At 47.3% G+C, this 22,434-nt stretch carries 18 protein-coding genes and 1 pseudogene; 13 read left to right on the top strand and 6 right to left on the bottom strand.

Translation table 11 applies throughout. The annotated features are described in order from the left end of the window. Positions 1-126 precede the first annotated feature (126 nt). The 3 genes and pseudogenes from QUB11_RS25500 to QUB11_RS25490 form a co-directional block, all read left to right on the top strand. A pseudogene (locus QUB11_RS25500) lies at positions 127-1,662 on the top strand (ferredoxin--nitrite reductase); the annotation flags it as partial. Positions 1,663-1,683: 21 nt separating this feature from the next. Then, complete coding sequence (locus QUB11_RS25495) at positions 1,684-2,010, top strand: 2Fe-2S iron-sulfur cluster-binding protein (RefSeq protein WP_333206576.1); 327 nt, start codon at positions 1,684-1,686, stop codon at positions 2,008-2,010. A gap of 162 nt (positions 2,011-2,172) precedes the next feature. After that, positions 2,173-3,504, top strand: a complete 1,332-nt coding sequence (locus QUB11_RS25490) for a CmpA/NrtA family ABC transporter substrate-binding protein (RefSeq protein WP_333206573.1) — start codon at positions 2,173-2,175, stop codon at positions 3,502-3,504. Here the strand turns inward: QUB11_RS25490 and QUB11_RS25485 are convergent, their stop codons facing one another. Beyond that, entirely contained in the window at positions 3,505-3,666 is a 162-nt protein-coding gene (locus QUB11_RS25485) for a hypothetical protein (RefSeq protein ID WP_333206572.1), read from the bottom strand. Positions 3,667-3,684: 18 nt separating this feature from the next. Here QUB11_RS25485 and ntrB point away from each other — a divergent pair, with 18 nt between their 5' ends. From ntrB to QUB11_RS25455, 6 genes are all read left to right on the top strand, one after another. Further along, positions 3,685-4,554, top strand: coding sequence for a nitrate ABC transporter permease (gene ntrB / locus QUB11_RS25480; RefSeq protein WP_333206571.1), 870 nt, complete (start codon positions 3,685-3,687; stop codon positions 4,552-4,554). A 218-nt stretch (positions 4,555-4,772) separates the two neighbouring features. Continuing rightward, positions 4,773-6,797, top strand: coding sequence for a nitrate ABC transporter ATP-binding protein (locus QUB11_RS25475; RefSeq protein ID WP_333206570.1), 2,025 nt, complete (start codon positions 4,773-4,775; stop codon positions 6,795-6,797). A gap of 104 nt (positions 6,798-6,901) precedes the next feature. Further along, positions 6,902-8,557 carry a nitrate ABC transporter ATP-binding protein gene (locus tag QUB11_RS25470; protein WP_333206568.1) on the top strand — a complete coding sequence of 552 codons (1,656 nt, stop codon included), beginning with the start codon at positions 6,902-6,904 and terminating at the stop codon, positions 8,555-8,557. Between the two features lie 374 nt (positions 8,558-8,931). Further along, positions 8,932-11,103, top strand: a complete 2,172-nt coding sequence (locus QUB11_RS25465; protein WP_333206566.1) for a nitrate reductase — start codon at positions 8,932-8,934, stop codon at positions 11,101-11,103. Positions 11,104-11,715: 612 nt separating this feature from the next. Beyond that, the gene (locus QUB11_RS25460) at positions 11,716-12,030 is read left to right on the top strand and encodes an RNA-binding protein (RefSeq protein WP_190662657.1); all 315 of its coding nucleotides are present in this window, start codon (positions 11,716-11,718) and stop codon (positions 12,028-12,030) included. Positions 12,031-12,394: 364 nt separating this feature from the next. After that, positions 12,395-12,853 carry a phosphate-starvation-inducible PsiE family protein gene (locus tag QUB11_RS25455; RefSeq protein ID WP_333143950.1) on the top strand — a complete coding sequence of 153 codons (459 nt, stop codon included), beginning with the start codon at positions 12,395-12,397 and terminating at the stop codon, positions 12,851-12,853. A gap of 69 nt (positions 12,854-12,922) precedes the next feature. Here the strand turns inward: QUB11_RS25455 and rimM are convergent, their stop codons facing one another. From rimM to QUB11_RS25440, 3 genes are all read right to left on the bottom strand, one after another. Continuing rightward, positions 12,923-13,564, bottom strand: a complete 642-nt coding sequence (gene rimM, locus QUB11_RS25450) for a ribosome maturation factor RimM (RefSeq protein ID WP_333056199.1) — start codon at positions 13,562-13,564, stop codon at positions 12,923-12,925. 165 nt (positions 13,565-13,729) lie between these two features. Next, positions 13,730-14,362, bottom strand: coding sequence for a response regulator transcription factor (locus QUB11_RS25445; RefSeq protein WP_333206562.1), 633 nt, complete (start codon positions 14,360-14,362; stop codon positions 13,730-13,732). 203 nt (positions 14,363-14,565) lie between these two features. After that, a complete protein-coding gene (locus QUB11_RS25440) occupies positions 14,566-15,819 on the bottom strand; it encodes a molybdopterin-binding protein (protein ID WP_333206560.1) in 1,254 nt (417 codons plus the stop codon). A 117-nt stretch (positions 15,820-15,936) separates the two neighbouring features. Here QUB11_RS25440 and QUB11_RS25435 point away from each other — a divergent pair, with 117 nt between their 5' ends. The 4 genes from QUB11_RS25435 to cobO all read left to right on the top strand — a co-directional run bounded on the left by QUB11_RS25435 (position 15,937) and on the right by cobO (position 18,670). Continuing rightward, positions 15,937-16,554: a hypothetical protein gene (locus tag QUB11_RS25435; protein ID WP_333206558.1), complete on the top strand. Its 618-nt coding sequence runs from the start codon at positions 15,937-15,939 to the stop codon at positions 16,552-16,554. Positions 16,555-16,713: 159 nt separating this feature from the next. Continuing rightward, positions 16,714-17,292 carry a Uma2 family endonuclease gene (locus QUB11_RS25430; protein WP_333206556.1) on the top strand — a complete coding sequence of 193 codons (579 nt, stop codon included), beginning with the start codon at positions 16,714-16,716 and terminating at the stop codon, positions 17,290-17,292. 105 nt (positions 17,293-17,397) lie between these two features. Next, positions 17,398-17,976 (top strand): Uma2 family endonuclease, encoded by a 579-nt coding sequence (locus QUB11_RS25425; RefSeq protein WP_333143954.1) that lies wholly within the window; start codon positions 17,398-17,400, stop codon positions 17,974-17,976. Positions 17,977-18,034: 58 nt separating this feature from the next. Beyond that, entirely contained in the window at positions 18,035-18,670 is a 636-nt protein-coding gene (gene cobO / locus QUB11_RS25420) for a cob(I)yrinic acid a,c-diamide adenosyltransferase (protein WP_333206554.1), read from the top strand. A 271-nt stretch (positions 18,671-18,941) separates the two neighbouring features. Here the strand turns inward: cobO and QUB11_RS25415 are convergent, their stop codons facing one another. Beyond that, complete coding sequence (locus QUB11_RS25415) at positions 18,942-21,578, bottom strand: CHASE4 domain-containing protein (RefSeq protein WP_333206552.1); 2,637 nt, start codon at positions 21,576-21,578, stop codon at positions 18,942-18,944. Between the two features lie 89 nt (positions 21,579-21,667). Beyond that, positions 21,668-22,165, bottom strand: coding sequence for a hypothetical protein (locus tag QUB11_RS25410; RefSeq protein ID WP_333206551.1), 498 nt, complete (start codon positions 22,163-22,165; stop codon positions 21,668-21,670). Positions 22,166-22,434 lie beyond the last annotated feature (269 nt).

Below are 22,434 nucleotides of genomic sequence, written 5' to 3'. Positions count from 1 at the left end.
AGAAATTCGTTCTAGTAACTAAATATACAGTTTTAAATCCATACACTCACTAAGGTTAGCAGGAAACACACACTTTATGCTCCAAGTCAATACCTCCCCACACAAGCCAGCAGCGAGGGTAAACCGATGACCCAAACAGTAGAACCCAAAGCCCAAGCGAGCCTGAACAAGTTTGAAAAACTCAAAGCCGAAAAAGATGGCTTAGCATTAACAGCCGAACTCGACCACTTCGCCGCAATCGGCTGGGAAGCAATGGACGAAATCGATCGCGAGCACCGCCTCAAATGGCTCGGCATCTTCTTTCGGCCAGTAACTCCCGGCAAATTCATGATGCGGCTGCGCTTGCCCAACGGCATCATTACTAGCAATCAAACCAGAACGCTAGCAGAAATCGTCCAACGCTACGGCGACGACGGCAGCGCCGACATCACCACCAGACAAAACCTGCAATTGCGCGGAATTCGCATCGAAGACGTACCCGACATCTTCCGCCGCCTCAAAGAAGCGGGCATGACCAGCATCCAGTCTGGCATGGACAACGTGCGTAACATCACGGGTTCCCCAGTCGCGGGCTTGGACGCCGACGAACTGATAGATACGCGGGAACTGGCGAACCAAGTCCAAGACATGATTACGAACAACGGCGAAGGCAACCCCGCGTTTTCAAATTTGCCGAGAAAGTTTAATATTGCGATCGCAGGCTGCCGCGACAACTCAGTCCACGCAGAAATCAACGACATCGCCTTCGTACCCGCTTACAAAGACGGCAACATCGGCTTTAACGTTTTAGTCGGGGGTTTCTTCTCCGCCAAACGCTGCGACGCTGCAATTCCTCTCAACGCATGGGCAAGTCCCAGCGACGTTGTAGATTTGTGCAGATCAATTTTAACTGTGTTTCGCGATCAAGGCCCAAGAGCAAACCGCCAAAAATCGCGGCTGATGTGGCTGATTGACGAACTCGGAATCGAAAAATTCCGAGCCGAAGTCGAACAAGAATTAGGGCGCACTTTGCCCGCCGCCGCGCCCAAAGATGAAATCACCTGGGACAAACGCGACCACATCGGCATCTACCCCCAAAAACAATCAGGGCTCAACTATGTAGGGCTGCACGTTCCCGTCGGACGGCTGCAGGCATCGGATTTGTTCGATTTGGCCAGAATTGCCGAGGTTTACGGCAGCGGCGAGCTCAGGCTCACTGTGGAAGAAAACGTGATTATTCCCAACGTTCCCGACTCGCGGATTGAATCGCTGGTCAAAGAACCGCTGTTGCAGCGTTTTTCGATCAACCCCGCACCGCTGACACGAGCCTTGGTTTCCTGCACCGGCGCCAAGTTCTGCAACTTCGCCCTCATCGAAACCAAAAGCCGATCCGTGGCAATGATTGAGGAACTCGAAGCCGAACTTTCAGTACCCAAACCTGTCAGAATTCACTGGACGGGTTGCCCCAATTCCTGCGGTCAACCCCAGGTAGCAGACATTGGTTTGATGGGCACAAAAGTTCGCAAGAACGGCAAAACCCTCGAAGGTGTAGACATTTACATGGGAGGCACAGTCGGAAAAGACGCTCATTTGGGTGCTTGCGTCCAAAAAGGCATCCCTTGCGAAGACCTCAAACCGCTGCTGCATCAATTGTTAGTCGAGCAGTTTGGGGCAGTTCCCAAACAGACTACAGGGGATGTAGCTTTGCTGAACCGGCAACTGCAATTGACGGTTGAGGAAGGCGAAACAGCAGTCTCGGCAGCCAAACCTCAGACATCTACTGTCATTTTCGCTCGATCGGGCAAAGAAGTTGCTTGCAGCGAAGATGAGTTCATTCTCGATGTTGCCGAACGGGCCGGGGTCGAACTTGACAGCAATTGCCGGTCGGGAAGCTGTGGCACTTGCCAGCAGAAACTCCTAGAAGGTCAAACAGTCTACGACAGCAAACCAGACGCGGCGGCAGACTTAGAACCAGGGTTCATTTTAACTTGCAGCGCGCGGGCGATCGGCAAAGTGACGATCGACGCCTAATCTGACATTGGGAAATGCGATCGGGACACACAAAATCATGTCATTTCACAGTTAACAGTCAACAGTTAACAGTCAACAGTCAACAATCATTCCGGTGCAACCGGAATCAATCTCACATCTCACATTTCCACCATCTCAAAGTACAACAACAATTCAAGACAAATGAGCAACCTTTCTAGAAGAAAATTCATCATCACCGCTGGAGCAACAGCAGCCGGCACCCTCCTAGCCCACGGTTGCAGTTCCAGTCCCACCACATCTAGCCCTGGTGCCACCCCCGCCGCCGACGGCGCATCACCCAGCGCCACCCCAGCAGTCAACATCAACCCCGCCGACGCCCCAGAAGTTACCGCAGCCAAACTCGGATTCATCGCCCTCACCGACGCAGCACCCTTAATCATCGCCCAAGAAAAAGGGTTATTTGCCAAGTACGGCATGAAAGACGTACAAGTTACCAAACAAGCATCTTGGCCAGTTACTCGCGACAACTTAGAACTCGGTTCCGACAAAGGCGGCATTGACGGGGCCCACATTTTATCCCCGATGCCTTACCACATGACATTAGGCACTATTACCAAAGGCAATCAGCCAGTGCCGATGAACATTCTGGCGCGGTTAAATACTAACGGTCAGGCAATTTCGATCAGCAAAAAATACCTAGATTTAAAAGTAGGTACAGACAGCGCACCCCTGAAAGCAGCTTTTGGCCAAAACCTTCCTGTTGCTATAACTTTTCCCGGCGGTACCCACGACTTGTGGATGCGCTACTGGCTAGCAGCCGGCGGTATTAATCCAGATACAGATGTTTCCGTGATTCCCATACCGCCGCCGCAAATGGTAGCGAACATGAAATCTGGCAGCATGGAAGCCTTTTGCGTCGGGGAACCTTGGAATGCTCAGCTAGTTACTCAAAAGGTAGGATACACCGCCTTAGTAACCGGAGAACTTTGGAAAGACCACCCAGAAAAAGCTTTAGCTTTAAGAGGAGATTGGGTTGAGAAAAACCCCAAAGCTGCTAAAGCAATAACAATGGCCGTACTGGAAGCCCAGCAGTGGTGCGACAAGGCAGAAAATCAGGATGAGATGTGCCAAATTATCTCTCAAGATAAGTGGTTAAAAGTGCCAGTAGCAGATATTATCGGTCGCTCTAAAGGTCAAATTGACTACGGTACCGGCCGCATTGAAGCTGCCAGCCCAGTGGCGATGAAATTCTGGGCTGATAATGCTTCTTATCCCTACAAGAGTCACGATGCTTGGTTCTTAGCTGAAAATATTCGCTGGGGTTATATCCCGGCAACTACCGACATCAAAGCAACCGTTGATAAAGTTAACCGCGAAGATATTTGGAAAGCAGCAGCGACAGCACTTGGCGTTCCCGCCGCCCAAATTCCTACTACCACTTCTCGCGGTGTCGAAACCTTCTTTGACGGCGTGAAGTTTGACCCAGAAAAACCCGAAGAATATCTGAAGAGTCTGGCAATCAAAAAAGCATAATTAGTTGGTTGACTGTTGACAGTTGACTGTTGACAGTTGACTGCTGACAGTTGACAAACCCCTAAAAGTGATGGTGTTGGACAGAGTGAAACGGAGGGTGAGTTCGACGAGCCAAACCTGCTGAACTCTGTTCAAAGTATCTACAAATAATCGATTATTCACAATACTGCAAAAAGAAAAATGGCAACAAACCTCGCTGTTACTAAAAGCAAAAATCCAGTAAATTTCGTTCTGGATCAAGTTCAAAAAAACCGCCGAAAAATCATCCGCCCGCTGGTAGCAATTACAGTTCTGCTCATAATCTGGCAAATCCTCTGCAACAGTCCAGAGTCCAGCTTGCCGGGGCCAATCAAAGCTGTCCAAGAAAGCTGGAATCTGATTATTAATCCTTTCTTCGACAACGGCGGTACAGACAAAGGCTTGTTCTGGCAAATTTTGGCTAGCTTGCAGCGGGTGGCGATCGGCTTTACTTTGGCAGCAGTTCTCGGCATCAGTTTGGGAATCCTGATCGGTACAAACTCCCTAATGTTCGATGCTTTAGACCCGCTGTTTCAAGTATTTAGAACTATCCCGCCCCTGGCTTGGCTGCCGATCGCCCTGGCTGTATTTCAACAGTTCAATCCCTTTGAAGGTCTGGGGATGAAAGCTAACGAAGTTTCAGCACTTTTCGTAATCTTAATTACCGCAATTTGGCCGATTCTAATTAACACCACAGTAGGCGTTCAACAAATACCCCAAGACTACAGAAACGTCGCCCGCGTCTTGCGCCTCCCTAACCAAAAATACTTCTGGAAAATCCTGCTTCCCTCTTCTGTTCCTTACATCTTCACTGGCTTGAGAATTGGTATCGGTTTGTCTTGGCTGGCGATCGTAGCTGCGGAAATGTTAGTCGGCGGCGTCGGCATCGGGTTCTTCATCTGGGACGCTTACAACAGTTCTCGACTCAGTGCAGTGATTCTAGCAGTGCTTTATGTAGGAATCGTCGGTTTAATTTTAGACAGAATCGTTGGTTTCATCGCTTCCAAAGTTGTTCCCGAAGAACAGAAATAGAATTTGGGCATAGGGCATCGGGCATGGGGAATGGGGAATGGGGAATGGGGAATGGTTGCCAGCTACAAACTGCTAGAAATTAGTTGTAAATTAATGCCCAATGCCCAATGCCCAATGCCCTGCGCGGGCCAATGCCCAATGCCCAATGCCCAATGCCCAATGCCCAATTTCCCATTAATAATTAGCATCTAGAAATTACCAACTAACCTAAAAGAGCCATGTCAGTATTTGTTGAAGTAGACCACGTTGACCGCGTATTTAACTTGCCCAACGGAGAGCAATACATTGCTCTTAAAAATATCGAACTGAAAATTAAAAAGGGAGAATTCATCACCTTAATTGGGCACTCTGGCTGCGGCAAATCTACGCTGCTAAATATCATCGCCGGTCTCGACAAAGCTAGTCAGGGCGGGATTACTTTAGAAGGACGCGAAGTCCGCGATCCAGGCCCGGACAGAATGGTGGTGTTTCAAAATTACTCGCTGCTACCTTGGCTGACGGTGCGCGAAAATATCGCCCTAGCAGTAAATGAAATTTACAGCGGTAACTCTCAAGAAGATCGCGAGTTGGTGATCGAACACCACATTAAATTGGTGGGACTCGGACACGCCGCCGACAAACGCCCCGGCGAAATTTCTGGGGGGATGAAACAAAGAGTTGCGATCGCCCGCGCCCTGGCGATTCGCCCGAAATTGCTGCTGCTAGACGAACCCTTCGGAGCACTTGATGCCTTAACTCGCGGCGGTTTGCAAGACCAGTTGATGAAAATTTGCGAAGAAAGTAAAGTCACCAGCGTGATGGTAACTCACGACGTGGATGAGGCTTTATTACTGAGCGATCGCATTGTGATGCTCACCAACGGCCCGGAAGCCCAAATCGGGCAAATCCTCGAAGTCAACATTCCCCGCCCCCGCAAGCGTATGGAAGTTGTCAACCATCCGAGTTACTACGCGCTGCGTAACGAAATGGTTTACTTCCTCAACCAGCAAAAGCGGGTCAAACAGCGCAGGGCCAAACAACAACCCGCTGTCATCGCCCGCAACGGTCTGGAAAAAATCAACCTCGACATCGGCTTTATTCCCCTTACCGACTGCGCCCCCTTAGTGGTAGCCAAAGAAAAAGGATTTTTTCAAGCCCACGGCTTGGAAGAAGTTACTCTCAGCCGCGAACCTAGCTGGAAAGCCATCGCCAAAGGAGTCGCCGAAGGACGGCTGGACGCGGCGCAAATGGTCGCAGGAATGCCGATCGCCATGCTGTTGGGCATGGACGGTCAAGCCCCTGTACCCGTCTGTAGCGCCCTCACCCTGTCCCGCAACGGCAATTCAATTGTTTTCAGCAAAGACCTTTACAAACAAGGCATTCGGACATTAAAGGATTTCAAAGCTGCGATCGCCAAGAGTCCCGATAAAGCTCACACCTTGGGCATGGTACACTCCGCCTCCATGCACAATCTACTGTTCCGCTACTGGCTGGCCGCCGGCGGCATCGACCCCGACCTCGACGTGGGCTTGACAGTGATTCCGCCCCCGCAGATGGTATCGAATTTAAAAGCAGGCAACATTGACGGTTACTGTTCAGGCGACCCCTGGAACTCCCACGCAGTCAACAGCGGTACGGGTTTTGTTATGGCCCGTTCCCTCGATATTCTGCCCGGACACATCGAAAAAGTTCTCGGTGTTAGCGAAGATTGGGCTCAGAAATATCCTCAAACCCACCTCGCCCTCGTCAAAGCGCTTTTGGAAGCCTGCGAATACTGCGACGACCGCCGCAACCGCGAAGAAGTCCTAGGATTGATTAGCCAAGAACAATACATCGGCGCAGATCCGAAAGACATCCGTCCAGGGTTCATCGATCCGTACAACTCCGGTACGGAGGCAGAACCAGAAATGCTCTACAATTTCAATCAGTTCTCTGTTGACAAAACCAATTTTCCAGACCGCCTAGAAATGGTGTGGGTGATGGCGCAGATGGCTCGCTGGGGACTGATCCCGTTCCCGAAAAACTGGGTGGAAGTGGTCGATCGAGTTTTGCGGCCCGATGTTTTTGGTCAAGCAGTGCGCGAATTGGGTTTGCCGGATATTGCCAGAGATCGCCGGACGATCGAGCTATTTGACGGCACTGTGTTTAATCTCGACGACCCGATCGACTATCTTCACAATGTCAAAATCAAACGCGCCGTCCGCATTGAAGAAATCTTAATTGAACAAATAGGCAGTCAGTGTTCCATCAAACTGCTAGCATAGCCAGCAAATAGGAAGAGGGAATGAGGAGCAAGAAATCAGGAAACAAGACTCCACATTCCCCCCTTCCTAACTCCATAATTTCAAATTATCAATCGAAAGCTGTCATGTCTAATTCGTCAACCCAAAATCCCAGTCCTGAAAATATGCAAACTCTCAAAACCCCCCAAACAACCACACTTAAAACGCCAAAGCAAGACTTTCTTACTATTAAAGACGTATCGAAAGTCTACGAAACTCCTAAAGGCCCTTACGTCGTTCTCGACGGTGTAAACCTGACTATTAATGAAGGCGAATTTATTTGTTTGATCGGTCACTCGGGCTGCGGCAAATCAACTTTGCTGAATATGATTGCGGGATTCAACGGGCCGACAAACGGAGAAGTAGCCCTGGAAGGTTCGCAGATTACTGAACCAGGCCCCGATCGCATGGTGGTGTTTCAAAACTACTCGCTGCTACCGTGGCTGACTGCTACTGAAAATATTCACCTCGGCGTGGAAAATGTTTACCCGGAAAAGTCCGCAGACGAACACAATACCATCGTCCAGGAACACTTGGAATTAGTGGGGCTGACCGAAGCTTGTAACAAAAGACCGGGCCAATTGTCCGGGGGGATGAAACAGCGGGTGGCGATCGCCAGAGCCCTGGCAACTCGCCCCAAACTGTTGATTTTGGACGAACCTTTCGGAGCTCTAGACCCGATTACCAGAGAAGAGTTGCAGGAAGAATTGCTGAAAATTTGGCGGAAGGAAAAAATTACCGTCATTATGATTACTCACGATATTGATGAAGCTTTGTTTTTGGCCGATCGCATCGTGATGATGACCAACGGGCCAGCAGCTTCCATCGGCGAAGATATGCACATTCCGTTCAGCCGTCCCCGCAACCGGGCGCGGATTATGGAAGACCCGAAATACTACGAACTGCGTAACTTTGCTTTGGAGTTCCTGTTTTCTCGCTACGCCCACCACGAAGAAGGTGAAGAAACGGACTCGGAGACAGAAGCCGTCGCGTTACCGATGCCATTACCTGCTAGCAAAAAGCCTGCGGTTGCTGACAGGCCTCTTGCACCTGCACCTTTTGTGTCTCACGCTGCCGAGCCCTCAGAAGCCTCGTCGATCAAACGTGGCATCCTGGCCTCCTCGTGGTTCGTAGCAATGTTTACTTTAGCTGCCGTCAATATGTCGGTTGTTTCCAGCCAGCTAAAGCAAGCGAAACTAGCAGAAACTGCACCTCCGGCGCCGACTGCTGGGGCGATTGTGAGTTCTCCCCCCAGCCCGCAAATCGCAGCAAGTTCGATCGCACCGACTGGTAGCCCTGCACCCATCGCTGCTGCTGCAAGTCCTGCGCCCATTGCTGCTACTAACAGCGCCGCGCCCATCGCTGCTGCTGCAAGTCCTGCACCCATTGCTGCTGCTAACAGCGCCACGCCCAATGCAGCCACCACTGCCACATCAGTGATTTCTGACCAAGCCCAACTCGATGCGATCGGAAAGCAGTTGTATGCACAAATCGACCAAAAATGGAGAACAACTCCGACATTTACCGAAAGCTTGACTTATCGGGTCAAAGTAAAACAAAACGGGGAGATCCTACAGTTCGATCCCACAAATAAAGCAGCTAAAGATTTCGTCAAAGAAACTCCTCTGCCGGTTTTGCAAACTCCTGCAGATGCCGCAGCAGGCTCTGAAAAAACTGCTGAGTTCCAAGTAACTTTTAGCCCCACCAACGGTGGCGTATTAGAAGTTAAAACAGAGAAGTAGGCGGCATAATACTTCCGCACTAAATCTCAGATTGCTATCAACAACCCAGTCAAAAGTATTACCTAGCCGCTGTTTGAGTCATGCAATAAATCCTCCTAGCTCCCCCTAGGTGGGGTGACAAGATTTAGGTCTGGAGTACCTCTGTTTGAGAGGGATTTAGTAGCAGCCAGAAGCTGACTACACGCGAGAGCGATCGCGAGTTTTAGTAATATAGCGGTTAATTTTAAATCAGGGTATTGTCCGTTTCTGGGAAGCATATATGCGGAAATTTAGTAATGATTGACACGTTATTTGCAGGAGCCATCAGTTCCCGCTATAATGATGAATTACGAATTACCCATTAGCTTTCAAAAATTAGCATCTAAAATCACCAGATGGAAACTATAAAAACTCTTTGCCCATACTGCGGTGTAGGTTGCGGTCTAGAAGTTGTTCCCGACAAAAAACAAAGTTGGAAAGTGCGGGGCGATCGCAATCACCCATCGAGTCAGGGCATGGTTTGTATTAAGGGAGCAACCGTAGCAGAGTCTATTCGGAGCGATCGGCTACTGTATCCGATGATGCGAGATACTCTCGACCAACCGTTCCGCCGCGCTAGCTGGGACGAAGCTCTCGATGCAATTGTTAATCGCATCCAAACAATTCGCAGCACCAGCGGCGCCGATGCTTTGTGCGTTTACGGTTCGGGTCAATTCGCAACAGAAGATTATTATATTGCCCAGAAACTAATGAAAGGTTGTCTGGGTACTAATAATTTTGATGCTAATTCTCGCTTGTGTATGTCTTCAGCAGTCTCTGGATACGTTCAAAGCTTTGGCTCGGACGGGCCGCCTTGCTGTTACGACGATTTAGAATTAACAGATTGCGCTTTTATTATCGGTAGCAATACAGCAGAATGCCATCCGATCGTATTCAATCGATTAGCTAAATACCACAAAAAGCATCCAAATGTCAAGATGATTGTGGTAGATCCAAGACGGACTCCGACTGCTGAAGCGGCGGATTTGCACTTAGCAATTAAACCGGGTACGGATATAGATTTGCTTAATGGAATTGCATATTTGCTGTTACGCAGGCAATCAATAGATTCAGAGTTTATTGAAGAATGCACGGCGAATTTTTCAGCTTTTGCTGAGGTGATTAGCAGCTACACGCCGGAGTTTGTAGCCTCGCGCTGCGGCATTACTGTCAGCGAGTTAGAAACGGCGGCAAACTACTGGGAACAGTCGCAGCGGGTTTTGTCGCTGTGGTCGATGGGAATGAATCAGTCGTCGGAAGGCACGGCAAAGGTGCGATCGCTGATTAATTTGCACTTAATGACAGGTCAAATCGGCAAACCGGGATGCGGCCCGTTTTCCCTCACCGGCCAGCCAAACGCGATGGGAGGGCGGGAAGCCGGAGGACTGTCTCACTTGCTCCCAGGCTACCGTTTTGTGAAAAATGCTGAACACAGAACCCAAGTCGAGGAGTTTTGGGGAATCGCACCGGGAAGTATTTCCCCGAATCCGGGCCGCACAGCTTGGGATATGATCACCGGTTTGGAAACTGGCGATGTCGAGTTGCTGTGGATTGCAGCTACTAATCCGGTGGTGAGTATGCCGGATTTGGAACGCACTAAAGCCGCTTTGCTGCGATCGCCCTTTACTATTTATCAAGAAGCTTACTATCCCACTGAAACCTCTGCCTACGCTCACATCCTGCTGCCGGCAACGCAGTGGAGCGAAAAAACCGGAGTAATGACGAATTCCGAACGCCGCGTTACCTTTTGTCCCGGTTTCGACACTCCCTCCGGGGAAGCCCGCGACGACTGGAGCATTTTCGCCGAGGTGGGACGGCGGTTGGGTTTTGCCGAACACTTTGCTTTCGAGAACAGTGCGGAGGTTTTTAAAGAGTACGCGCAGTTGACGCGGGGCCAGCCTTGCGACATGACCGGCCTGAGCCACGAATACATCCGCCAACAAGGCCCCCAGCAGTGGCCTTGCCGGGAAAACGAGCCTGTGCATCCAGCGAACGAAGCGAAACGGCTGTATACAGACAGGCGTTTTCACACTCCTGATGCGCGGGCGAGATTTTCGGCCTATCACTCGCGGGGACTGGCAGAACCTCCCGATCCGAATTATCCGTTTGTGTTGACGACAGGGAGAGTTTACGGACACTGGCACACGATGACGCGGACGGGTAGAACAGAAAAAATTAATCAATTGCACCCCGATCCGTTTTTGGAAATTCACCCCCGCGATGCTGCCAAATTGCAGATTAAGGAGGGGGATTTGCTGGAAGTTCGATCGCGCCGCGGCAAGGCGCAGTTTCCGGCAAAAGTCACAAAGGCGATCGCCCCGGGTACGCTATTTGTACCGATGCACTGGGGTTCTCTGTGGGCCGAAGGCGCTGAAGCCAATGCCATGACTCATGCTGCAAGCTGTCCAGATTCCAAACAGCCTGAGTTAAAAGCTTGTGCGGTGCAGTTGGTGCTGGTTGGGGCAGAACCTGTCGCAGAAGTTGAGGAATTTAATTGGCAAAAATCCAGCCTCGCCGTCACTTCTTGAGCTGCCCTCGAACTACGGGATGTTACACATCACCGCCGAACGAGCGGGAAGCCGCGGGCTTTAGACATGGGGAGGAACCGGGTTGATGTTTGGCGAGTGCGAGCGTCAATCGCGCTCAGTCGAACGATTGAAGATTTACTCCACAGATGAATCTGGGATTTGGAACAAGAGTCTAAAATTTTGCACTCTTGGCGACAGGAGTCCGGGGCTGGTATCCGTTTTTGGGGTGAAAACCTCTCTCGATCGAGCAATTTTGAACCTGGACATACCCTACACATAAATCTTAAATCCCAAATCCCAGATCTAAAACCTAACATCGTTATGCCATTACGTAGCCTAAAAACTGGGTTTCCCCGCCAGAGCTCGGAAACAAGGAAAATTAAATTTATTTATTCTGAGTCTTTCCTTCTTGATGGGGGTTTTTCCTTCGGGAGAATGTCTTCTGGCGAATGCCTTCTGCCTTCTTTTTAATTAATCGAGTCAGACAATTGCAGTTTGCACCTGTAGGTGCTATGATGTTTTTACAAGGCTTTATTTTCGGCAGTGCAGTTCGTTCGATCGGCGTTCCTCCGGATTTAAATCTCTACACACTCTGATTCTGGAGAATGTTCAATGTCAATCTATGTCGGCAATTTATCCTACGAAGTAACGCAGGAGCACCTCAACCAAACTTTTGGAGAGTACGGTACAGTAAAGCGCGTTCAGTTGCCTGCTGACCGGGAAACAGGTCGGATGCGGGGTTTCGCTTTTGTAGAAATGTCTACAGAAGCCGAAGAAGCCGCAGCCATTGAGGCTCTTGACGGTGCTGAGTGGATGGGTCGCGACCTCAAAGTCAACAAAGCAAAACCCCGTGAAGAACGTGGTGGTAATGCTGGTGGTGGTAACTGGGGTAACAACGATCGCGGTGGCAATTCTCGTCGCTACTAAACCACCCGAGCTAAATTTTTAGCTATCTTCTATATTGCGTCGGAGCAAGCTGGGAGTCAACCATCATTCTCTGTTGAGAATAGATAGTTAGTTCAGTGGTCGCACCGCGCCTTAAAAGCCTCAAAATATTGCTAGACAATAGTTTGAGGTTTTTTTATGGCAAAAATTTATTAAGCAGGAGTTCATCGCGTGCGATCGATTCCTAGCTGACAGGAAAAAGTATAAAATATAACAGGCAGAGAGAGTCGCCTTCCCCAGTGCCCGGTTGCCGTTGTGAAACTACACACTCGCAGAGTTTTACGCTTGCAAAGTGTACCGAACAATGACAAAATCATTAATTAAGAATTAAGACTAAATCACTGGTATGCTGAAAAAAATATTTAGGCAAATTTCCAAGTCAAGCAGTGATGAAAATTTTCTGCATTTTACAGAAAGTGTAGAAGTAGTAATATCTAAAATTTTATCACTGGCGATGATTTGGGTAATTCTCCTCAGCGTTTGCGATTTGCTGATTTTTTTAGCAAAAGAATTGGTAAACCACACTGATAATTTGTTAAAAGACACGTTGTTTGTGATATTTGGGTTATTTTTAAATGTTTTAATTGCTCTGGAAATCTTGGAAAATATTACAGCTTATCTGAAAAAGCACGTAATTCAAGTAGAGCTAGTTATTGTAACTTCTTTGATAGCAGTATCTCGAAAAATAATCATTCTTGACCTGGAAAAGAAAACCGCAGCCGACTTGATTGGTTTGGCGACTGCAATTTTCGCGCTTTCCATCAGCTACTTGATAGTGCGAGCCACAAATAGAGGAAAAGATTAATATCGGGAATTGAGAAGTGGGAATTGTTAATAACTAATATCAGATCCGATCGAGCGACCGGACATGATATTATTCCAACAAACCAGGAGGAGGCACAATTTCAATTCGGCCTTGTTCTAAGTCAACAACTGGCACAATCTCTTCCACAAAAGGAATCAAGATTTTTGTGGATTTAGGCTCTTTAACGCGAATTTTCCGTGGTTTGCGGGTATTTCTGGGGTCAGCGTTGGCTTGGGGAGTTTCAGGCTGTTTTGGCTTTTCCAATTCTGCAGCAACAGTTTCCGGCGCAGTTAGATTCGTTTCTACTTCTAAAAGGTCGTTACCTGCGGGAATAATATCACTTACCTTGCCTAAGATTTCCCCGGTTAACTGGTTAAAAACTTCCATACCGATCAAATCTTGGACGTAAAACTCATCAGATTCGAGGTAAGGTCGATCGGTCTTTTCAACAAACAACTTACAGCCCCGCAGCGCCTCAGCACTATCGCGGTCTTCCACACCCTCTACCTCTACAGCATACAGCCCTTTGCCCGGAATGTAGCGACCGCCCAAAAACTCGATCGGTTCCGGTTCACTTTTGTTAGGGCGCAAAATCCACCGCTTCCCCGGTTCGATAAACCTTTCCGGGAAATCCGAATCGGGATAGACTCGCACTTCCCCGTCCAAACCTTGAGCTGCTACAATTTTACCGATTTCTATCCACTCAGACATAAACTTTTTGGCAATTAGGAATTGGGAATTGGGAATTGGGCATGGGCCAAACAGGGAATTGGGCATGGGCCAAACAGGGCATTGGGCATGGGCCAAACAGGGCATTGGTAGCAAACAACAAATAACTACTGACTACTGACTAATGACTACTGACTACTGACTTCTTTACACCAATCCCGTTCTCAGCGCTACAACTGCGGCTTGCACGCGGTCATCCACTGCCAACTTATTCATAATACCGCGAACGTGAGTTTTAATAGTATTTGGACTCAAGTAAAGCGCCGCTGCTATCTCTGGATTGCTGTTACCTTCCACCATTAATTTTAACACCTCCAATTCCCGCTGCGACAACTGACCAAAAGTAGTTGTAGAGGCAGGTATGGGGGGTTTGAGGTGTTCGATGACAGTCCGGGCAATTTGAGGGTCAAGATATGTAGCCCCCTCTGCTGCGGCTGCAATCGCTGCTAACAGCCTGTCTACGGAAGCACCTTTAATACAATAAGCATCAGCCCCGCTAGAAAGGGCAGCAATAATTTCCGTTTCTGCCGTGTGAGAAGTTAACATTACTACTCGAACTTCTGGCAATTGCGCTTTAATTTGCTGCGTCGCTGCTATGCCGTCGAGCCGTGGCAAACCGATATCCATTACAATAATATCAGGTTTGAGTTTCAGTGCGGCTGCTACGCCTAAATAGCCGTCTTCTGCTTGTCCTACTATTTCTATGTCTGGGGAATCGGCTAAAACTTGCTCTAATCCCAGTTGCATCATCGGGTCATCTTCAACAATTAAAATTCTCATAATACGAAGGAAGTTCGGCAACGGATTGTGTAACGGATGTAACGGATGTAACGAATGTCACTCCGATGTCCGTCGGAAGAAGGAAGAAGGAAGATTACTTAGTTGTTAATATTTTACATGAACTTATACCGATCCAATGACTAATGACTAATGACTAATGACTAATGACTAATGACTAATGACTAATGACTAATGACTAATGACTAATGACTAACTTTTAAAACTTCCACGAATTCGCCCGGTACAATCCAGGTGTCCCCTGGTGGCAAAACTGCTAAACCACTCGTATTGGCGAGGTTAATTAAATTCGCTGAATTTTGGCTGCCGCTAGCAGGTTCAAATTCCCAGACTCCCGCAACTAAATGTAGTTTACCCCAAACATAAGTTTCGCGCCGGCCCTGCGATCGCAATTCAGCATTACACCTAGCTTTGAGAAACTCCGGCCCCCAAGCATCCGCGCCAAGCCCAGACATCTTTCTCAAAGCAGGCACAACAAACCGCCAACAGCAGACTAAAGCCGAAACCGGATTTCCAGGCAAACCAAAATAGAGACAATCCGAATTTTTTTCACCTCGTTTAAACTCAGCAACCGTTAAAGGTTTTCCCGGCTTAATCGCCACAGAACTAATGTGAACTTTTCCTCCCAAATCCGTCAAAATTTTCTCGACATAATCGTAGTCTCCTACCGAGACGCCCCCCGTAGAAAGTACCACATCCGCCGTCGCCACAGCCCCGGCTATCGCCTTCTTTAACGCCTCTTCATTATCAGGAACTATGCCCAATCGAATCGGTTCAAATCCCATTTGTGCCAACAAAACTGTCAAAGCATACTGATTCGAGTCTACCAGTTTCCCCGGTGCCAAAGGTTCGTCAGGCGATACCAATTCGTCACCAGTAGAAAAAATTGCCACCCGCAGCCGCCGATAAACGGGAACTTGAATGCACTGGGCAGTTGCTAACACCGCCATTTCTGGGGCATTGATAACTGTACCGGGAGTTAGCAAAGTTGTCCCTGCTTGATAAAAAGCGCCTTTGTGTCTGACAAATGCTTGCGGTTTTTCAGGAGAAACTAAGATAAAAATACGATCGCCCTCACGCCTTGTTTCTTCCTGCATTACCACCGTATCAGCACCCGCTGGCATCATAGCACCCGTAAAAATTCGCGCCGCTTGCCCCGATTGGACGGTATTTTGAGGCTGATATCCGGCTGGAATTTCCTCAACTACTTCGAGTACCGCTGGTTTTTCGGCGCTACAATTTTCCACATCCGCAAACCGCACCGCGTACCCATCCATTGCTGAATTATCCCAATAAGGAAAATCCAGGGAACCAGTGACGGGTGCAGCCAAAATGCGCCCCGATGCTGCCAGTAAGTCTACAGTTTCTACATCCCGCTGACTGTCGAGGGGTTGCGCCAAATTTAGAACGATCGATTCTGCTTCTTTCACTGACAGCATGACTGTCTCCTTGTTTTGATAACACTCATGATTAAGTTTAGCAAAATATCCAGAGATATTGGTGATATAATTTTTTTTTATTTGGGCAGTAAACCTAATTTTGGGGATTAATTGCTTATGACTATTTCTCGTTTGGTTGTTAGACTCAATTGTTTATCCTTATTTGTGGTGGCGATACTGATATTTTTCACTCAACTTTCCGGGTTAAAAATCAGCGATTTATTCTTTCCGCCTTATTCTTATCCCCATCCCAATGTCGCCTTGTTAACTCGAACTTTCCAAATTTTATGTTCTGTACCAGTCATTGTTTGTACTTTCACCTATAAATTAGCTCAAAGTATTCAACCGCGCACTTCAGAAAATCGATTTATTATGTTTTCGGCTTTGTTAACAGGTGGATTTTTACTAAATGAAATTTACAGAATTCATATATATATGGTAGCATGGGGAATTCCTAAGCTCGGAGTAAGTCTTTTATACGCCGTGGTTTTGTCATCCTACGGATGGTTTTTTCGGCGAGAACTACAGTTAACTCCCTACCAAATATTGTTAGCGGGTGTAGGCTTGTTGTTTTTTGCGATCGGCGTGGATTCCCTGCATATAAAAAACAAAATATTCTCCAGTTTACTAGAGGGAGTACCTAAACTGTTTAGCGAAATCAACATTGCATTTTATTATTGGTATGTCTGTAAGTGTTTCCTCCAAAAAGCGTTTTATAAAACTATTAATAGCTAGTTATAATGATGTGATATAATGAGCAAAACTGCCTAAAAAGATATCCATTAAATCCTCTTAACTCTTAATAATATTTACAGCATCTGCATCGCTCGGCCTTGAGCCCCATTCATATACATAATCTGGCTTAAAAGTCCCAACGCATCCTGATAAAATACCATGATAGCAGTTACAATCAACCTCAACTCCATAGTTAAACTAACCGACGACCAATTTTATCAACTGTGCCGCGAAAACCCCGATGTCAAATTTGAACGCAACGCCAAGGGAGAAATAATCATCATGCCACCCACAGGAGGAGAAACCGGAAATTACAATTCAGAAATTAATGCGGATTTTGTGATGTGGAATCGACAAACTCAACTGGGAATTTGTTTCGATTCTTCAACTTGCTTCAAACTGCCAAGCGGTGCAAACCGTTCTCCCGATGTCTCTTGGATTGAAAAATCAAGATGGGATGCACTCACTCCCGAACAAAAACAAAAATTTCCTCCCATTGCCCCGGATTTTGTTTTAGAGCTAATGTCGCCGACAGACAGCCTCAAAGATACTCAAGACAAAATGCAAGAATACATGAATAACCAAGTAAAACTAGGCTGTTTAATCAACCGCAAAACCCGGCGAGTCGAAATCTATCGCCAAGGACAAGAAATAGAAGTTTTGGAATGTCCAACAGAACTATCGGGAGAGGATGTTTTGCCCGGTTTCGTGCTAAATTTGCAGCTAGTCTGGGCGTAAGGCAAAATCGACTTTAACAACAATATTTTCGGGGCGAACAGACTACCTGCATCGCTCAGCATTCATGTGCCATTAAAATACTCCAAATGCAGCCTCTAAAATACCATGATAGCAGTTACCATTAACTTCAACTCGATCGCCAAAATAACCGACGACCAATTTTATCAACTGTGCCGCGAAAACCCCGATGTCAAATTTGAACGCAACGCCAAAGGAGAAATAATCGTCATGCCACCCACAGGAGGAGAAACCGGAAATTACAATTTTGAAATAGCTACTGATTTTGGAATTTGGAACAGACAAACTCAACTGGGAATTTGTTTCGATTCTTCAACTTGCTTCAAACTGCCAAGCGGCGCAAACCGTTCTCCCGATGTCTCTTGGATTGAAAAATCAAGATGGGATGCACTCACTCCCGAACAAAAACAAAAATTTCCTCCCATTGCCCCGGATTTTGTCTTAGAGTTAATGTCGCCAACCGACAGCCTCAAAGATACTCAAGACAAAATGCAAGAATACATGAATAATCAAGTAAAATTAGGCTGGTTAATCAACCGCAAAACGCGCCGAGTCGAAATCTATCGCCAAGGACAAGAAATAGAAGTTTTGGAATGTCCAACAGAACTTTCAGGAGAAGATGTTTTGCCCGGTTTCGTGCTAAACTTGAAAACACTGTGGCAATAACTAGACATCCTGCATCTATCAGCGTTTATTTGCGTTCATCTGCGGTTAAAAAAATCTCATGGAAACCAATACAGAAACCACTGCAACCACTGGCTTAACAGCCCAACAACACAAACAGAAAATGCAGCGGCGCCAAGAAGTGCAATCACAGCGAATCGCTAACTCCTCCAAAGAAAAAGGTTTAATTATAGTCAATACGGGTAACGGTAAAGGCAAAACCACGGCTGCCTTGGGAATGGTTGTGCGATCGCTCGGTCACGGATACCGCGTCGCCATAGTACAATTTATCAAAGGAGCTTGGGAACCTGCAGAAAAAGCCGTTTTTCAACTCTGGGAAAAACAGCTAGAATTTCACGCAATGGGAGAAGGCTTTACCTGGGACACGCAAGACCGCGATCGAGATATCGAAACAGCTCAAAAAGCCTGGGAAAAATCCCTAACTTTTATCTGCAATCCCGAATTTAAATTAGTTCTTCTAGATGAAGTCAATATAGCATTAAAACTAGGTTATTTGCAAGTCGAGCAAGTGCTTTCCGGGTTAGACCAAAAACCCGAAGAAACCCACATTATTTTAACAGGCAGAGGTGCCCCGTCGGCGCTAATTGAACGGGCAGACTTGGTGACAGAAATGACTTTAGTTAAGCATCCATTCCGCGAACAAGGGATTAAAGCTCAAGCAGGTATTGAGTATTAATGTTGTTGGTCTTCAAAAGTTTAGTCCTAATTAGCTAAAAGCTGATTGGGAGTGGACTGATATTATGTCCGGTCGATTACCCCTAATACGGTAGGGGCTCCCCTCACGAAAAATATCTGCCAATAATTGACTATCTCAAAAACCCGCCCTTTTAATCGCGGTAACTCGATCGGACATGATATGAAGCCCTGATTACAAACCGTATGTATGTTGTTTATAGTCAGGACTTTTTACCAAATCTAAAATCTAAAATCTAAAATCTAAAATCGAGCTATGCTGGCAACATCAGAGTAAAAGTTGACCCCTTGCCAAACTCGCTACTCACAGTAATTTCTCCCCCCAGCATCTGAGAGTATTTCTGCGCTATTGACAAACCCAAACCCGTACCTCCGTACTTGCGGGTAGTCGAAGCATCAGCTTGCGTAAAAGGTTGAAATAACTTTTGTAGCTGTTCAGGAGTAATCCCAATCCCCGTATCGGAACACTTAATAATTAACTGTTCCGAATTCCAACGATTCTCGTCATTTTTAATTCTTTCAACGCTGAGTGTAATTGTCCCTTTATGAGTAAACTTAGCTGCATTACTGAGCAAATTAAACAAAATTTGAGTAAACTTAATTTGATCGGAATACAATTCGCCAATATTATTAGGACATTCCACATTCAGGCGATTAGTGTTCCGCAAAAATAGCGGTTCAACAGTTCGGGCTACATCTTGAACGGCCTCCGACACGTCAAAAGTTTCTAATTCAAGTTCCGCGTGACCGGCTTCAATCTTCGACAAGTCCAGAATATCATTAATTAAGGAAAGTAAAAGCTGGCCTGAATTGTGAATTCTCTCCAAATCCAACACAAAATTTTCCTCGCCCAAATCTAAAGCCTCTTCTTGCAGAATCTCGCTGTAACCGATAATCGCATTCAGAGGAGTTCGCAGTTCGTGGCTCATGTTAGCCAAAAACTGGCTTTTAGCCAAATTAGCTGCTTCTGCAGCTTCCTTTGCCTTGTAGAGTTCTGCCTCGGCTTGCAAGCGGTCGGTTACGTCGTGAGCCAGCACTAATTCAGCATTTCTACTATCAAATACCAGAGCATAAGAAGTAATTTCTACATCAATAATTGTTCCGTCTTTTTTCTGGTGCTGCCACACACCTGCAAACTCAATACCGGCATCTACTGGAGAGATATTTTCTATCAATCTCGGCATCTCTTGGGGGGGACGAATGTCCGCAACGGTCATCTTGAGAAATTCGTCGCGAGTGTAGCCGTAATGTTCGACTGCTGCCTGATTGACGGCTATAAATTCCAGAGTTTCTAAATCGTAAACCCACATCGGATGGGGGTTATTTTTAAACAAAAGTCTGTACCGTTCTTCCGAGGCTCGCAGTTCGGCTTCGGCTTGCTTGCGCTCGGTAATGTCGCGGACAACAGTGCAAATAATCTCGCGGCCGCCGTAGGAAATCACGCTCCCGCTCACTTCTACATCCACGCAGGAACCGTCTCGGCGGCGGTAGAGAACTTCGCCAATTCTGAATTGTTTGTCCGTCAGCAGCAACTCGATATTGTTGTCAATTAGGTCTTTAGAGTAAGCGATGATATCGTAAATAGTCAGTTGCGAAATCACATCAAGACTGTAATCGAGCAACTCTCTAAACGCTGTATTGGCTTCCAAAAGACGTTTGGTTTGAGCGTCCCACAGGAAAATGCAATCTGTAGCTTGCTCAACGACGGCTCTGTAGCGGGCTTTTTCCTCAAGTTGTTCGCTGTCGGCTTGGGCGATCGCACTCAACATTCCGTTGATAGTATGGGCAAGGTCGGACAACTCGTCTTCGCCCGTCACCGGTAGTCGCACCGAGAGGTCTTGGCTGCTACTGACGCGCTTCACTGCTTTCGCCAAACCGCTCAACCGAGACAGTACAAGACGCTCTAGCAGTAGTAGAGTGCAGCCGACTAACCCAACTCCCACTAACGCTACAGACCCCAGCAGGTACAGCAAACTAATCTGACCTTGCCGGTATATTTCTCTGGGGATATCCACCCGCAATAGCAGCGCAGGTTGGTTGTAAATATCCCTGATCAAAGCGTAACCCGCGATCGACTCTTCGCTTAAAGGACGCACCAAAATCGATTTTTTTTCCGACAGTTTCTCCCGCACTTGCTGAAAGTCGGCAGGCAACCTAGCCTCATTCACGCTGTGTACGATTAGCGGCAAGCGAGTAATTTTAGAAACCTTTGCAATGCCCGTAGCATCCAAATTGCGCCCGAATATCAGCGTACCTCGGATCGGGCCGGTGCTTTTAGTCGTGAGAATAGGCCGGGAAGTAATCAGTATTGGCCCTGACGGTAGCAGCATGATACCAGCGAGGCTGCTTTTGGCGTTGGGGTGCTGCAACAGCGGGTCGCTTAGAGAAATGCGCCGTTTTAATGCTTCTGGAACAGGCGTTAGTTTCAGCTTTTCGCTGTCTAAACCCGTACCGTAAACTATTTTGCCCGAAGTATTGACAAATATGGCTATATTAACTCTTATATTAGCCAGCCCTTCTGGAACTAAATTAGAGGCAATGAATTCTGAGTTGCGGTTTTGGATAAAATCGTAGGTGTCGTCCCAGGACGACCAGTCGGCAAAGCGCGAGTTGAAGTCATCTGCGGTTTGCCCGAAAACACTGAGCACTCCCTTGACAACCTGTGTTGCTTCTTGTTCCTCTGCTTTGATCAGGCTGCCCAAGAGGATGCTTGAGGAGGCGACATACAGAATGCTAGTCAGTCCAGCGATGGTAATGCCAATGATCGATAGTGTTTTTCGACGCAGTTTCATTGTGCCATGTGTGTGGTGTCCGTCCGAAATTCTCAACTCAGGAGCAATTTTACTACTGTTTCCTGAACCCTGACCGAAAGCAATTTGGTTCGGGGGCACCCGATTTATCAGTGGGGTTGCTTTCTTCAATTCTAAAATCTAAAATCTAAAATCTAAAATCGATTGACTGGTGACGCAGCGCGTGTTTCCTACTTTTCCCACACCTGCTCTTTGTGAGATTCTTTACAAATACCCAAGATGCGCCGATCGTTCTCGCTGATGGTAGAAATTGGGTAATACTGTTGCAGGTTTACCGAGTAGGGAGAGCGACTGCCGTCGTAAGTGTCCACTACTGTTAAATTTAACTGAGTTAGCTCGCCCGTGCCGTAAAAACAGTAAAAAGCAGACCGAGGCAGGTAAAAAGCGCCGACTACCTTACTCTGCCGCATTTCAAATACAAAATATTCTTGTTTAATTTCCTCTGGCTGGCTCGACTGGCCGTAGAGGTAAATGCCATCTGCTAAACCTGTGCTAGCTGTATCTGGCCCAGGATTTGGCGGGGATTGCGAGCTTAAAACGCCGGATTTGATGTCCGAGTCCTGTTCCCGGCGTGCGGGGAATGCGATGCTGAAGTTACCGGGCGAGAGAGCAAGCACGATCGCGATCGCTTCTAAACTTCCTGTCAATATCAAATAAGTCAAAACCACTCCAGACCCCAAAATTTAAAATAGCTGGTTCCAAGCGCCTCTTGTACCATTTTCACAAAGATCGTAGAGAAACCGGGTATTTGGCTTAATTTTGGCTATTAACTTGAAGGAACGATCGCCCGCCCGGTTCCTGAACATAAATCTAAGATTAGTTTTGACCAATTTTGCGTCCGCCCCGATCTGGCGATCGACCCGTCAAATAATACCATTTTAGGATCGCGAATTAAATAACTTACAATTTTAATTGTTATTGTGGGATGGGCGTCCCG

This window comes from Microcoleus sp. B6-A1, assembly GCF_036705085.1.
Lineage (GTDB): Bacteria > Cyanobacteriota > Cyanobacteriia > Cyanobacteriales > Microcoleaceae > Microcoleus.
The sequence above is the reverse complement of the archived record's forward strand: the minus strand, read 5'-3'. Positions and strand labels throughout refer to the sequence as shown.

Coding starts and splice junctions, on each gene's coding strand:
- QUB11_RS25465 (WP_333206566.1), top strand. CDS start 8,932: ATGGAAACTATAAAAACTCTTTGCCCATACTGCGGTGTAGGTTGCGGT.
- QUB11_RS25430 (WP_333206556.1), top strand. CDS start 16,714: ATGATAGCAGTTACAATCAACCTCAACTCCATAGTTAAACTAACCGAC.
- QUB11_RS25425 (WP_333143954.1), top strand. CDS start 17,398: ATGATAGCAGTTACCATTAACTTCAACTCGATCGCCAAAATAACCGAC.
- cobO (WP_333206554.1), top strand. CDS start 18,035: ATGGAAACCAATACAGAAACCACTGCAACCACTGGCTTAACAGCCCAA.
- QUB11_RS25435 (WP_333206558.1), top strand. CDS start 15,937: ATGACTATTTCTCGTTTGGTTGTTAGACTCAATTGTTTATCCTTATTT.
- QUB11_RS25440 (WP_333206560.1), bottom strand. CDS start 15,819: ATGCTGTCAGTGAAAGAAGCAGAATCGATCGTTCTAAATTTGGCGCAA.
- QUB11_RS25470 (WP_333206568.1), top strand. CDS start 6,902: ATGTCTAATTCGTCAACCCAAAATCCCAGTCCTGAAAATATGCAAACT.
- QUB11_RS25460 (WP_190662657.1), top strand. CDS start 11,716: ATGTCAATCTATGTCGGCAATTTATCCTACGAAGTAACGCAGGAGCAC.
- QUB11_RS25445 (WP_333206562.1), bottom strand. CDS start 14,362: ATGAGAATTTTAATTGTTGAAGATGACCCGATGATGCAACTGGGATTA.
- QUB11_RS25475 (WP_333206570.1), top strand. CDS start 4,773: ATGTCAGTATTTGTTGAAGTAGACCACGTTGACCGCGTATTTAACTTG.
- QUB11_RS25455 (WP_333143950.1), top strand. CDS start 12,395: ATGCTGAAAAAAATATTTAGGCAAATTTCCAAGTCAAGCAGTGATGAA.
- QUB11_RS25490 (WP_333206573.1), top strand. CDS start 2,173: ATGAGCAACCTTTCTAGAAGAAAATTCATCATCACCGCTGGAGCAACA.
- ntrB (WP_333206571.1), top strand. CDS start 3,685: ATGGCAACAAACCTCGCTGTTACTAAAAGCAAAAATCCAGTAAATTTC.
- rimM (WP_333056199.1), bottom strand. CDS start 13,564: ATGTCTGAGTGGATAGAAATCGGTAAAATTGTAGCAGCTCAAGGTTTG.